Origin of the sequence: Actinacidiphila sp. bgisy167 (genome assembly GCF_965342175.1) — a bacterium.
In the GTDB taxonomy this organism is placed as follows: domain Bacteria; phylum Actinomycetota; class Actinomycetes; order Streptomycetales; family Streptomycetaceae; genus Actinacidiphila.
Genome location: NZ_CBDRBL010000076.1, coordinates 21853 through 34404, shown reverse-complemented (window position 1 = coordinate 34404; position 12552 = coordinate 21853). Strand labels below are relative to the sequence as shown.

Here is a 12552-nt window from a genome sequence, read left to right as displayed (position 1 = left end):
CCCCCCCCCCCCCCCCCCCCCCCTCCCCCCCCCCCCCCCCCCCCCCCCCCCCCCCCCCCGCCACCGGATCACCCGTCCGAACCCAACTTCCCGAGGAGACACACATGTCCGGGCAGATCCTGGTCAACTTCCAGACCATCTCCCAGGCCGCGAGCGATGTGCGTACGACGGCCAACAACATCAGGCGCCAGCTGGACGATCTCGAGGCCGGCGTGAAGAAGATCGCGGCCTCGTGGGACGGCTCCGCGCAGGAGGCCTACCAGGCCAAGCAGATCGAGTGGGACAAGCGCGCCGCGTCCATGCACCAGACGCTCGAGGCCATCGCCCGCGCCCTCGACACGGCCGCGCAGAACTACCAGGCCACCGAGACCAAGAACCAGCAGATCTGGGGCTGATCGCGCCACCTGGCCGCGGAGCACCTGATGAGGGCGGGCGCGTACGGACACCGTACGTTCCCGCCCTCACCGGCGGTTTGACCACGGACCGCACACAACGGGAGGACGGGGACAAGTGGGATCGCACGCCGTGAGGCGCACCGCCGCAACCGCCGCCGCAGCGGCGCTCGCCGCCTTCGGCCTGACGAGCTCCGGCGTCGCCCCGGCGTCGGCCGCCGACGACGTACGCACCGTCCTCGCGGACGACGGGAGCGGTGAGCGCTTCCAGATCGACGACACCCAGTGCTCGTTCCCCTCCGACGTGATCAAGGGGACGCCCTGGTCGCTGCAGCGCATCGTCCTGGACCAGCTGTGGAAGGACACGCAGGGCCTCGGCGTGGTCGTCGCCGTCATCGACACCGGAGTCGACAAGAGCAACCGGCAGCTCGCCACCGCGATCAAGTTCCCCGGCGGTCTGGATCTGATCGAAGGGGACAACAACGACGGCACCAAGGACCCGGTCGGCCACGGCACCAAGGTCGCCGGCATCATCGCCGCGCGGCCTTCGAAGGACACCGGTTTCGTCGGTATCGCCCCGCGATCCTCGATCCTCGCCATCCGCCAGAACGACAACCAGGGCGGCGGCACGGTCAGGACCATGGTCGAGGCGATCAAGCACGCCGCTGACGCGGGCGCCAAGGTCATCAACATCTCGCAGGACACCGCGACGGCGATGCCGCCCAACTCGGCACTGGAGCAGGCCGTCAGGTACGCCCAGGAACGCGATGCCCTGATCGTCGCCTCCGCGGGCAACGACGGCGCGAACGGCCAGGCCAAGCTGACCTATCCGGCTTCCTATGACGGCGTCCTCGCGGTCGGCGCCTCCGACCGCGACAACGCCCGCGCCAACTTCTCGCAGCCCGGCCCCTTCGTGGGCGTCGCGGCGCCCGGCGTCGACATGGTCTCCACCGTCCCCTTCGGAGGCCACTGCATCGACCAGGGCACGAGCTTCTCCGCGCCGTACGTCTCCGGTGTCGCCGCCCTCATCCGCGCCAAGCACCCCGACTGGACGTACCGCCAGGTCATCACCCAGATCGAGCAGACCGCGGATCGCAGCAAGCCGGGCCGTGACGATTTCGTCGGATGGGGTGTCATCGACCCCGTCGCGGCCGTCAACGACGACGCCGTCACCCCGAAGGACGCCCCGACACCGGATCCCGTCGTCAACAGCGGAGCCCGGGAGAAGATCGAGGCGGCGACCGTCATCCTCGGTGAGAGCCCCCGGGAACGCACCGAGCGCTATGCCGTCTACACGGTGGGCGGCGCGGCCGGCGCCGTCGCGCTGCTGGTGGGCGGGGGTGTGGTGCTGGGCGACTGGCGCCGCAAGCGTGGGATCAACACATGAGTAGGAACGGGGAAGCGACACGATGAGTGACCAGTACAAGGTCGATCTGAGTGAGCTTGAGAAGACGATCACCAAGCTCAACGCGGTGCTCAGCAGTATGGGGGGCGCCAAGTCCACCGCCGTCAACCAGACACACCTGCCGTCGGGTGCACTGGGATCGGGCTTCATCGAGGCTGATGAGATGGCGAAAGCCCACGAAGCCATAAAGACGGCCCTCGAGGAAATGATCGCTGACGTGCACGAGGTCATGGACCGGTTCGGCCAGAACACGAAGAAGGCGCACGGCCATTACTCAAACGCCGAGTACGACATCCAGGCCGGCATGACAGGTGGCTGAGCTGTGCTCATCCCGAACACCGAAGGATCCACGAGGGGGTTGTGAAGCATGAGTGACGGACGGTCCTACGAGTACCGCGAGGCGGAGAACATGTGCTTCGCCGGCGAGGTGAAAACGCCCTTTGCCACGGGCAGGAACATGGACCAGATGAAGGCCATGCTCGCCAATGCCAACCCGGACACAGTGGAGGGCGTGGCGCACGCCTGGGGACGTGTCCGCGACATGCTCGTGACGGGCGACGAAAGCGTCAAAGCCGTCTTCGACAAGACCGTTGACCACATCCTCCAGCACTGGGAGGGGGCCGCCGCAGAGGGCTTCGCGACGAAGGCCAGGAAGATCAGTACCAAGATCGACCGCACGGCGACCTACGCGGACCGTACCTCCATTGCCATGCAGAACGCCGCGAATGTGCTGCGGCCTGTCAAGGCGGAGGTCGACAGCATGGAGAAGCCCAGCAGGCTGTCGAGCATGGGTGACGCGATCACGGAAGGTTTCGACCGCAGCGAGGACTGGCAGAAGGACATCCAGCACAACCGAGGTGCACAGAACGCCCTCGACAACAACGAGGGCAGCCTCTCGGCGGGCAAGGAAGCGCAGTTGCGGATGGCGGCCAGGATGGAGACGCTCGCCCTCACCTACACCTCGCAGGCCGCAAGCATCGGCAGATGGGGGTGGCGCGTCGACGATCCGGAGGACTATCCCCCGGCGCCCATCGGCGAACCTCCGGTACCCATCGTCGTGCCCACTGTCCAGTCCCGCTCCGTCAGCCGTCCCGAGCCGACTACCCAGGCGCGTGTGACGCGGAGCACTGGCACGACTGCCAAGCCCACCGCGAACGTGACCTCGCCCCGCGACACGGGCATCACCGGCGGCGTCGCCCAACCGACCACCCATACGCAACCTCAGGTCGGTACGGCGATCGACGGGATCTCGCCATCCCCTGGCACGACGACGGGTGCCGGTGGTGGGACGACCGGGACTGGTGGCGGGGTGGGCGCCGGAGGCACCACGGGAGGCGGTGCTGGTGGCGTGACCGGCGGCGGCTTTACCGGGGGCGGTATGGCGGGCGCTGTCTCCGGCGTTCGGGGCGGTGCGGGGGGCCGCGCGGGATCTGCCGCGGGTACCGGGCGCGCTGCTGCCGCCGGTCGTGGTGGTGCGCCCGGTGTCATCGGCACGGGTCAGGGTGCGACAGCCGCTGGTCGTGGCGGTACGCCCGGCAAGGGCGCGGGTGTTGTCGGGCCTGGCGGTATGCCAGGCGCCGGTGGCATGGGTGCTGCCGGAGGCAGGGGCGGCGCGGCCGCCGGCCGCGGTGGCGGCCTCGCCCGACGTGGTGGCGGCGTTGTAGGTGCCGCTCAGGGCACAGGTGCGGGCTCCCGGGGTACGCCGGGTGGTTCAGGTTTGCACCGGAGCCGGGGCGCGTCGGGGGCCGGTGGCGGCAGCAGCGCCGGCAGGGGGACGAACGGAATGATTGGGCGCGGCCAGACGGAGCGAGCGCAAGAGGAAGAGCGGCCCGAAGGTGAGCGCCCCGACTACCTGGTCGAGGACGAGGAAACCTGGACGCCCGAGCGCAACAACGCGCCGCGAGTCATCGAGTAGCCGACTGATCGGCAGATGGATGGAGAAGGCGGGGGACCGGCAAGCCGTCCTCCGCTGCCCGAGGAAGGACACGGATGGGCTTCACACGAACGCTGCGGTCGGTCAGCGGGGCCGTACTCGCTGGCGCCTTGGTGCTCGCCGCTGCGCCTGCGGCCGTTGCGGACCAGGTGAGAGATGATCAGTGGCCGCTCAAGGCGTTCGACGCCGAAGCCATCTGGAAGATCTCCACGGGCAAGGGGATCACCGTCGCCGTCATCGACGAGGGTGTCGACTCCGATCACGTGGACCTCAGGGGCAACGTGATCCAGGGCAAGGACTTCATCGACGATGACGCGTCCTCCCTGCCGGAGAACGGAGACGCGCACGGTACCGCGATGGCATCGATCATCGCCGGGCGCGGACATGGATCCGGCAACGCCAGCGGGGTGAGGGGTCTCGCTCCGGACGCCAAGATTCTTGCCATTCGTGACACCGGCGAAGCCCTGCAGGGCTTTGGGCCGTCCATCCGTTATGCCGTTGACCACGGGGCTTCGGTCATCAACATCTCGCAGCAGATCTCGAGTCGCTCGACCGCGGAGGAGGAAGCGGTTGCCTACGCCTTGAAGAAGGACGTCCTGGTCGTGGTGGGGACGGGGAACAACGGACGAGGGCGGGAGGCGTGGATGTATCCCGCCAGTGACTCCGGCGTGCTGCCAGTCGGCGCAGTCAACAACGCCGGAGAGATCTGGGAGAAATCCAACTTCGGGCAGGGCATCCTCCTGACGGCGCCGGGGACGCACATCGTGTCCGCGGGAGGGGGCACCGCGTCGTTCCCATACCGATCCGCCAACGGAACCTCCGACGCCACCGCCTATGTATCCGCTGCCGCGGCCCTGCTCCGCTCGAAGTTCCCGGACCTCACCGCAGGGCAGATCGTCAACCGGCTGACGGAGACCGCCGGTCTGCCGGCTTCCGCCAAGGGCCTCGCCCTCCCGGACGAGCGGTATGGATACGGATTCATCCAGCCGCTCGCCGCGCTCACCCGGGAGATCCCCGCCGGGCCCGAGTACGGCCCGCTCGAGGTGCCGGCGTCGCTGCGAGGCAGCCAGGACGCCACGGACGCGCCCAACGCCATCGGCGGCGGCATGAGCGACGACGAACAGGCCGCTGCCGACCGCAAGCAGGTCATCGCGCTCAGCGCGATGGGCCTGGTGGGTCTGCTGGTGCTGGCGCTGGTCGTCTTGCTGATCGTGAAGCTGGCCCGCCGCGGCAAGGGCGGCGACCGCGGCGGCCCCGGGGGGACGGGTACGCCCGCGGGGTGGGGCGGCGGCGGACAACCGCAGTACGGCCAGCCGCCGCACCAGCAGCACCCAGGGCAGTCAGACAACCCCTACCAGCACCATCAGCACCACCAGCAGCACCCAGGACAGACGGGCAATCCCTACCAGCAGCAGCGGCAGGGCCCGGGACAGTAGTCGAACCAGTAGCCGGGATCCGGCTGTGACGGAGTCCTGGAGGTCCGGCGACGCCACCCGGCGTACCAGGCGGTGGGCCAGGCGGCTCTCGTGCGCGTCTCCCGCCATCGCGGGCGGGAGACGGATCATTTCTGAACGCAGACGGGGGAAGGTGATCGGCCATGGCCGGCTACTACAAGGTCGAGCTCGACGCGCTCGGGCGTCTGAGCACACAACTCGGCACCTGCGCGGACGACATGCGGTCCGCCATGAAGCAGCTGAAGGACATCGGCCCGCAGGGGGCGGGACTGGCCGAACTGGAGAAGGCCTGCGGCGACTTCCAGGATGCCTGGGGCTACGGGATCGGGCTCATCGCGGACGCGACGGGTGGGATCAGCGAGGGGCTCTCGGCCACGCACAAGGTGTACGCGACCCTGGAGCAGCAGATCGCCGACTCGTTCCAGGCGTCCGGCAAGGCAGGGAACGCCTGATGGGCGCGGACACCGATGTGGCCGGCGAGAACACCACGGCCTTCCGGTTCCAGGTCCAGCACGAGTTCCACGGGATACCGCTGGGCCTGGGGGTCGACGAGGATGTGTTCGACGCCCAGATGACGGATTTCGCGCGGGACTACTGGGGCGAGGCGGAGGAACTCGAACCGCTCCGGAGGCTGCTGAAGGCCATGTACGGGGCGAACGCCCGGCAGTTGGCGGCCGAGGGCGCCGTCTACCACGCCCTTGGCGTCTTCCCGATCGGCGGCACCGCGGACGGTGCCGAGGCGCCTGAGCGCGTGAGCCGCTGCACTCTCGTCATGAGTGTTCGCGACCTCGAGGTAACCGACCCCGGGCTCGCCGCGGCGGGCATCGCGGAATGGCTCGGCCGGACGTCCGTCGGCGGCGAGGCGCATCTGATCACCCTTCCCGCCGGACCGGCGGTCGTCCACGTCAGCGGCTCACGCGCGGTGTGGGAACAGGAACGCGGCGAAGAGGAGCGCTTCTTCGTCCGGATCGAGGTGTGGATACCGTTCCCGGACCAGGACAGAGTGCTGCTGCTCAGCCTGAGCACGCCTGATGTACAGGACCTCTTCATGTACCAGGCCGTTCTGGCGGACGTCGCGGACACCATCGCGTTCGGCTCCACCGAGGCGGCCCATGAGGCGGGCGAACCGGCGGTGAACGCACCCGCACCACACCCCCGCACCTTCGGCTGACCGCTTCGAGGAGGAGGTATCCGTCGTGGCCATCACATATGAAGCTCTCGGATTCGACCCTGCGCCCGGCATGCCCGCTTCCGTCGAGAGGCTGGTCACCACCTTGAGCAAGGTGGGCAACCAACTGCACCAGGCGCACACCACACTGACCGGGCTGGGCAAGAGCGACGGCATCTGGGAGGGGGACGCCGCAGCGGGGTTCTCCCGCAAGGTCGCCGAGCTGCCGAAATACCTGAACGACGGGTACGGCTCGCTGCTCGATGCCGCTCACACCCTCCACCGGTGGCAGTCGCAGCTGACGGACTTCCAGGATCTCGCCGCCCGCTACGAGGCCGAGGCGAAGGAAGCGCGCCGGGTCCTGAAGGAGGCGCAGGCCAACCCCGACCTCGCGCTCGCCGGTCGCGTCTTCGACACGGACCAGGCCCTGCGGGACGCCCAGCAGCGCCTGGACCACGCTGTCAGACAGGTCGACAACGCCACCGAAGGGCTGAACGCCGTCATCGCGAAGGCCCAGCATCTGCTGGCGGAGCACGAGCAGGAGGCGCGCTCGGCCGCGGCGGCGATCCGCCGGGCCGCCGAGCGGGCACCGGACGAGCCGGGCCTCCTCGACCGTTTCATGGACGCCCTCAAGGGTCTGGGCGACCGTGTCAAGGAACTCGCCGGCGACGTCGGGGAGTGGATGAAGGCCAACGCCGACACCCTTTACAAGATCGGTGACTGGCTCGGCTACGCCAGCGCCGCCTGCGACGTCCTGGCCATCCTGCTCGCGGAGACCGTCGTCGGGGCCGTCGTCTTCGAGGCCATCGGCCTGGTGCTGAACGGCGGAGCGCTGGCCTTCCACGCCGCCGGCTGGGCAGCCGGCTCCAAGAAGGGATCGTGGCTCGACATAGGGCTGGACGTGGCCGGGTTCATTCCGTTCGGTGATTTCCTGCGGGGCGGGAAGGTGATCAAGGGCGCGTTCACGGGGGTGAAGATCCCCACCAACATGCTGGAGATGGGCGCCAAAGCCGCCGACGCCTTCAAGCGGGCGGACGACATCGTCGCGGCCGTCGGCGGCACGGCCCGGAACTTCGTCGCCGACGAGGGCATGCGCTCTTTGGGGGTCGTCGGCGCCAAGGTCGACGCCGTGAAGATCACGGCAGAGACCTTCGGCGAGCGGCTGAAAGTGGCCGTGGCCAAGGAGTTCGGCGACGCCAACCTGTACCGCGCGGCAGGTGGAAAGCTCGGCAGCGCCTTGGACCAGGTCGTGCCGAAGCTCGTCGAGCACACTCCTCTCGGGCGCATTCCCGCGATCGCCGACTCGGTGAAACCGATCGTCGACGACGCGGGGGAGGTGGTCCGCCAGTATGTCGATCCGCGGTCGTGGACCGCTCGCGGGTACGAGGCCGTCGTAGGCGCGAACAACTTGTACAAAGAGGGTGTGCGCCTGGTGTCCGAGGACGTCCAGTACGCGTCGGAGAAGGTGCGCGAGTCGATGGACCGTGCACGCGAGACGGCGGGCAGGGTGCTGGACGACGTTTCCCGCGTCAATCCCTTCGGTTAGTGTCGAGCAGGCAGGCTGGTCTGATGAGCATGGTGTACGCCGATCCGCGCATGGCGTCGCGGCCCGCGAAGTCGGCGGGGGTCCTGTGGTTGCGGTACACGATCCAGTGGCTGTGGTTCCCCCTTCTCATGGCGCTGTGGGCGCTGCCCTATGTCGTCGTGCTGGTCGTCTACTTCGTGGTGCTGTTCCCCCTGGCGTTCGTGTGGGGCCTCGACGTGCCGGGTCCGCCGGGCAGCGGCAGGCGCTGGCGCCTGCGCCGCCGGATGTGGCTCAACCGCAAGCGGCTGCGGCGTGAGCGCTCGGCCGACACGGCTGGGCTGGAGGACCAGTTCCGTGCCCTGTTCGACGGGCGGACGCCCGTCCTCGAGGGGAGGCAGAGCAGCGGGACGACGTGGCGGCACCGGGACGGCCGCGTGGAGGTGGACGACAGCTACTTCCGGCACATGGGGGCGGGCCGCGCTCTGCAGATCGCGGCGGAACACGGCTGGACCGCCGACCAGGACGGGCTGCGCGACCTGCCCGTGTGGCTGGTCCTGCGCCGTGCGGCGGACCCCACGGCGCACAGCGCCCACGGACGGGACGAGGTACGCGGGTGAGCCGGGGCCGGGACGACGCGTACATGCTAATCGCGCCATGACGATACCGAATCTGGCCGGCCCGGCGACGTGGCGTCCCGGCGCACCCCACCATCGATGCGACGGCACCTGTGAACCGTCTATCCCACCCGCGCTCCGGCCGCGCGGGCGCGTTCCCTGGCCTCCGGGCTGACGCCCTGCCTGCGGGCCGACATGCGGTCGTCGACAGCCTCACGCTGGGCACAGCGGATCAGCCGGGCCGGACCCGGCGCGGCGACGGCACCGATGAAGCGCGGGTCACCGGCGAACCACACCTCGGTCACACCGCCGGCTCTGACGCCGCGGACCCAGAACGTCCGGCCGCCGCCCAGGTACCCGCCGTGACGAAGCGCGACCGTCTTCCCGGAACGCTCCGGATCCGGGAACACGAAGCGCGTCCCGCCGGTCTTCACCGGCTCGGCGACGGAGCCGGGGTGCACCTGCCACGGGTAGTGCCGCAGGACCCGGCGCAGCCCCGGCAGCGGCAGGACGCCACCGACGGCCAGGATGGCGTAGTAGAGGACGACGAAGAACACCGGCATCCAGATCACCAGCGTCCACACCGGGGTGAGCAGCACGGCGTACAGCCACGCGGGCAGCGCGGCCAGCCACACCAGCAGCGTGACAGACCGGAACAGCACCGTGCGCACCCACGCCCTGCGCGTCGGCGGGTGCTCCCAGGCGGTCTTGAACTGCGCGGCACCGGTCGCCCGCATCGATGGAACCTCCTTCCGGTTTCCAGGTCAGCCGAAGACGGACCGTACCGAGGCAGCCACCTCGGACTCGGGGATCCGCGCACGCATGCTCGCGGGCAGCGGATTGTCGAAGCTCACCATACGGGCGGCCGCGCCGAGGATGTCCCGGTAGTGCCCGCGCTCCGCCGTGGCGGTCGTGCTGAGGGTGAGGACGGCGATATGCCGGCCGTCGGGGTGCGCGAGGTGGGCCGCCGCCTGGTACACCTCCCTGCTCTCCGCCCCCAGCGTGCCCTCGGTGAGGGCGGCCGGGCCGCAGGGCAGGTCCACGTACTCGACCACGTCGGCGTCACGCGCCGTCGCCGCCTTGGCGGCTCCCAGCACGGGCGGCATCCACGGTGTCTGACGCCACATGATGGTGAACACGGAGTGGACCAGGCTGCCGTCGGCCGCCTCGTGCACCCCCATCGAGCAGTGCACCGTGCCTTCGGCGCGCAGCAGTTCGCTGATCACCCGGGCCTCGCGCAGCTCCTCGACGAAGGCTTCGTGCCGCTCCTCCGGGATCAGTTCCAGCAGGGCGCCGATCGCTTCGATCAGCCGTACCGCCCGCTCGGTGTCGGGCTCGGCGAGTAGTGCGTCGTACGGGATCTCCACGAAGCCGGGCGGCAGCGCGAACCAGACCGCGCAGTCGTTCCGGAGCGCGGAGTCGTCGACCGCGTAGCCGAACTCCTCGGCCGCCATGGGCTGGTTCGTGCCGTCAGTGGGCATTGAGCAGCACCTTAAGGGTCTTGAGCGCCGTGCTCCCGTGAGCCGCGCCGTCGATGGTGCCGGCCCGGATGGCGTCCATGACGGTGGCGGTGTTCTCCACCGGGCTCTTCTTGATCTCGTCGAAGATGTTCTTGGCGGTGCCGTAGGCCGCGGTGGCCGTACCGGCGCTCGCGACGGCGACGTCGAGGACCCTGCCGGCACGCTCGGGATTCGTCGCGCCCTTGACCAGCAAGGTGGTGAGCGGATTCTCCGCGCCCGCGATGCGCTCGGCGGCCAACCAGGTCTTGCTGCCCGCGCTCGCCAGCCGCTCGGTCAGGGTGAGTGCCTCGGTGGCGGCACTCGCCGACCGCACGGCCCCGTTGATGCCGCGTGACACCGCGCCGACACCGGGGACCACGCCGAGGGTGTCGCCCACGACGCCCACCGCGTTGTTCCAGAAGTCGGCGTCGAACTCGCCCTTCGTGAAGCCGTCCTTGAGTGAGGCGCGGACCTTGGGGTCCGAGAGGCGGGAGATGAGCGTGGCGGCACTGGCCGCGGCGGCCACCAGCAGGAGGGCGACCCCGATCGGGCCCGTCAGGAGCAGGGCCAGCAGGCCCGCCACCGCGGCGATGGTGCCGAGGACGTCGGTCAGGTTGTCGCCGAGCCAGTCCATGGCCTTGCTGAACCAGCCAGGCTCCTCAGGTGCCAGCTTGTCCGTGGCGTCGCTCATAATACGGGCGTTGGCGCGGGCGGTGGTGGAGTGTTCCTCCGCCAGGTCGCGGGCGCGCTTGAGCACGGCGTCCAGGTTGCCCTGGGCGTCGTTGACCGCGGTGGTCGCGGCGCTGAGCCTCTGCGTGGCCCGGTCCAGCCGGGACTGAGCGTTCTGCAGTTCCGCGTCCGTGGCGAAGGTCTGTCCCGCGAGCTTGAGGTCGGGATCGGCCTGTGCGCTGCGTTCCCGCGCCTTGGCGGCCTCCAGCTTCTGCTGCGCCGTCCCGGCCTCCTCGTCGAGGGTATGGGCCCGGTCCTGATAGCCGCCGAGGTCCGTCTCCCATCCGCCCAGTGCCGCCGCGGCCTTGAGGAGGGAGGTGTGGGCCTTGCGCAGGTTGTCCGGGAGCGCGCCGTCGAGTTCCTCGCGGAAGGCGACGGCCGCGTCGCCCTCCCAGGACGTACCCGCACGGAGCCGTTCGACGAGCCGGTATGCCTGGTCCAGCTTCTCGGCGGAGGAGGTCAGCCGCGTGCGCAGCGCGTTGACGGTGGCGACGGTTCCCGGAGTGGGGTCGAAGCCCAGGTGCGGGTAACTGCGCGTCATTTCCCGCCCCCTTGTGAACCCGCCTTCTGGAACGCATCCCGCAGGGCGTTCTCCACATCTTCGTAGTTGGCCTTGGTCTGGCCGACGGCCTCACCGAGCTTCTTGGCCTGCTCGGCTATCTGCTCCGACCCGTGGCTCCAGTGCTTCTGGAAGCTGTCGCAGGCCTCGTCCAGCTCCTTGGTGCCCATGCCACCCGACGTGGTGTTCTTCATCTGCTTGCGCACCTCGTCCAAGGAGGCGTGCGCCTCCTTGAGGGTTCGCATGAATTGCCCCAATTCCCCTGTGTCCACCGAGAATTTGTCCCCCATGGCAACCCTTCTGCGATGCTCTGTCGATGATGTGTCCACCACAGAGCCTAGCCAGGCCCGGCCTCCGGCCCCACCGGGCGATTGTGATGGTCCGGTGCAGGAGCTGTGGCGATCTCGTTCCCGCCGCGTGCCCGCCGGGGACCCGGCTCCGCCCGCCCGCCCGTCCGGCGCCGCCCGTCCGGCAGGACGTCCTCCTCGACGCCGGGCCGGTCCTGGGCTGCGCCGCGGTGGAAGGCGGCGGGGACCGGCCGGACGTCCCTCGGCGAGGTCGAGGGCGCGCCGGGCCTCCGGCCGGCCCGTGGCGGCCCACCACTGCCGGCGGCCTCACCGGGGGCCAGGACCATCGCGTTGACCGGTATGAGCAGCACGAGCCGGTCCCACCGGAGGCGCGCAGGCCAGAGGCGCGCTGAACCCGGCTCACGGCTGGGAGGCCGACACCAGCGGCGCGCGGCCGCCCGCGTCGGCGTACTCCCGACAGCCCCGCGCAGTGGTCCCCTCAGGGGCGGCCCACCGCGACCGCGGCGTGGCCGCGGCGCCGCAGCTCCGGCACGTGAGGCGCCGGCCTCCGCCGTGGCACAGTGCTCCTTAGAGACGCCGGGCTGGCGGTAGACGACCTCGGTCGCCGTGGTCGGTGAAGGTGGCGTCCATGACGACCTCGGGCGCGCCGGAGACCTCCATCGTCCACATCAGCCGCTTGTACGCCTCGACCTCCTGGTACACCCCGCTCAGCGGCATCTCGCCGTGCGGCTGGTGATGGTCGCGCGCCAGGCGCCACCGGGGCGCACGTCGCTGGAGACGGTCGGCAGCGGGGCGCCGAACCACTGGGCGAAGTAACTCCGGCTCGGTCCAAACCTTCCACACCTCCGCGAGCGGGGCGTCGAAGACCCGGGTGATGCTGATGTCGTTCATGGTGTCGCCTTCCCAGGGGGTGGGCCGTGCCCCTGGGGAACGACTCCATAGACAGGGTCGGGCGGCCCGGGAGAA

14 protein-coding genes are annotated in these 12552 nt (G+C 69.9%); 9 read left to right on the top strand and 5 right to left on the bottom strand.

Going from position 1 to position 12552, the window contains the following annotated elements:
• The first annotated feature begins 104 nt into the window (after nucleotides 1-104).
• The 9 genes from ACRWND_RS24385 to ACRWND_RS24345 all read left to right on the top strand — a co-directional run bounded on the left by ACRWND_RS24385 (nucleotide 105) and on the right by ACRWND_RS24345 (nucleotide 8494).
• The gene (locus ACRWND_RS24385; RefSeq protein WP_431952892.1) at nucleotides 105-395 is read left to right on the top strand and encodes a WXG100 family type VII secretion target; all 291 of its coding nucleotides are present in this window, start codon (nucleotides 105-107) and stop codon (nucleotides 393-395) included.
• A gap of 130 nt (nucleotides 396-525) precedes the next feature.
• Complete coding sequence (gene mycP, locus ACRWND_RS24380) at nucleotides 526-1779, top strand: type VII secretion-associated serine protease mycosin (protein WP_431952890.1); 1254 nt, start codon at nucleotides 526-528, stop codon at nucleotides 1777-1779.
• Between the two features lie 22 nt (nucleotides 1780-1801).
• Complete coding sequence (locus tag ACRWND_RS24375; RefSeq protein WP_431952888.1) at nucleotides 1802-2116, top strand: hypothetical protein; 315 nt, start codon at nucleotides 1802-1804, stop codon at nucleotides 2114-2116.
• Nucleotides 2117-2164: 48 nt separating this feature from the next.
• A complete protein-coding gene (locus ACRWND_RS24370) occupies nucleotides 2165-3712 on the top strand; it encodes a hypothetical protein (RefSeq protein WP_431952886.1) in 1548 nt (515 codons plus the stop codon).
• Nucleotides 3713-3786: 74 nt separating this feature from the next.
• Complete coding sequence (locus ACRWND_RS24365; RefSeq protein WP_431952884.1) at nucleotides 3787-5166, top strand: S8 family serine peptidase; 1380 nt, start codon at nucleotides 3787-3789, stop codon at nucleotides 5164-5166.
• Nucleotides 5167-5327: 161 nt separating this feature from the next.
• A complete protein-coding gene (locus tag ACRWND_RS24360) occupies nucleotides 5328-5636 on the top strand; it encodes a hypothetical protein (protein ID WP_431952882.1) in 309 nt (102 codons plus the stop codon).
• Entirely contained in the window at nucleotides 5636-6355 is a 720-nt protein-coding gene (locus ACRWND_RS24355) for a hypothetical protein (RefSeq protein ID WP_431952880.1), read from the top strand. The genes ACRWND_RS24360 and ACRWND_RS24355 overlap by 1 nt, the downstream gene beginning before the upstream one ends.
• Before the next feature lie 25 nt (nucleotides 6356-6380).
• A complete protein-coding gene (locus ACRWND_RS24350) occupies nucleotides 6381-7898 on the top strand; it encodes a putative T7SS-secreted protein (protein ID WP_431952879.1) in 1518 nt (505 codons plus the stop codon).
• A 23-nt stretch (nucleotides 7899-7921) separates the two neighbouring features.
• A complete protein-coding gene (locus ACRWND_RS24345; protein ID WP_431952877.1) occupies nucleotides 7922-8494 on the top strand; it encodes a hypothetical protein in 573 nt (190 codons plus the stop codon).
• A 119-nt stretch (nucleotides 8495-8613) separates the two neighbouring features.
• Here ACRWND_RS24345 and ACRWND_RS24340 read toward each other — a convergent pair whose 3' ends face one another.
• The 5 genes from ACRWND_RS24340 to ACRWND_RS24320 form a co-directional block, all read right to left on the bottom strand.
• Nucleotides 8614-9228, bottom strand: a complete 615-nt coding sequence (locus tag ACRWND_RS24340; RefSeq protein WP_431952875.1) for a hypothetical protein — start codon at nucleotides 9226-9228, stop codon at nucleotides 8614-8616.
• A 27-nt stretch (nucleotides 9229-9255) separates the two neighbouring features.
• On the bottom strand, nucleotides 9256-9972 hold the full coding sequence (locus tag ACRWND_RS24335; protein ID WP_431952873.1) for a hypothetical protein: 717 nt from the start codon (nucleotides 9970-9972) through the stop codon (nucleotides 9256-9258).
• Complete coding sequence (locus ACRWND_RS24330) at nucleotides 9962-11260, bottom strand: hypothetical protein (protein WP_431952871.1); 1299 nt, start codon at nucleotides 11258-11260, stop codon at nucleotides 9962-9964. Before ACRWND_RS24330 ends, ACRWND_RS24335 begins: the two co-directional genes overlap by 11 nt.
• The gene (locus ACRWND_RS24325) at nucleotides 11257-11523 is read right to left on the bottom strand and encodes a hypothetical protein (RefSeq protein WP_431952869.1); all 267 of its coding nucleotides are present in this window, start codon (nucleotides 11521-11523) and stop codon (nucleotides 11257-11259) included. Before ACRWND_RS24325 ends, ACRWND_RS24330 begins: the two co-directional genes overlap by 4 nt.
• 630 nt (nucleotides 11524-12153) lie before the next feature.
• Nucleotides 12154-12477: an SRPBCC domain-containing protein gene (locus ACRWND_RS24320; RefSeq protein ID WP_431952867.1), complete on the bottom strand. Its 324-nt coding sequence runs from the start codon at nucleotides 12475-12477 to the stop codon at nucleotides 12154-12156.
• Nucleotides 12478-12552: the final 75 nt, after the last annotated feature.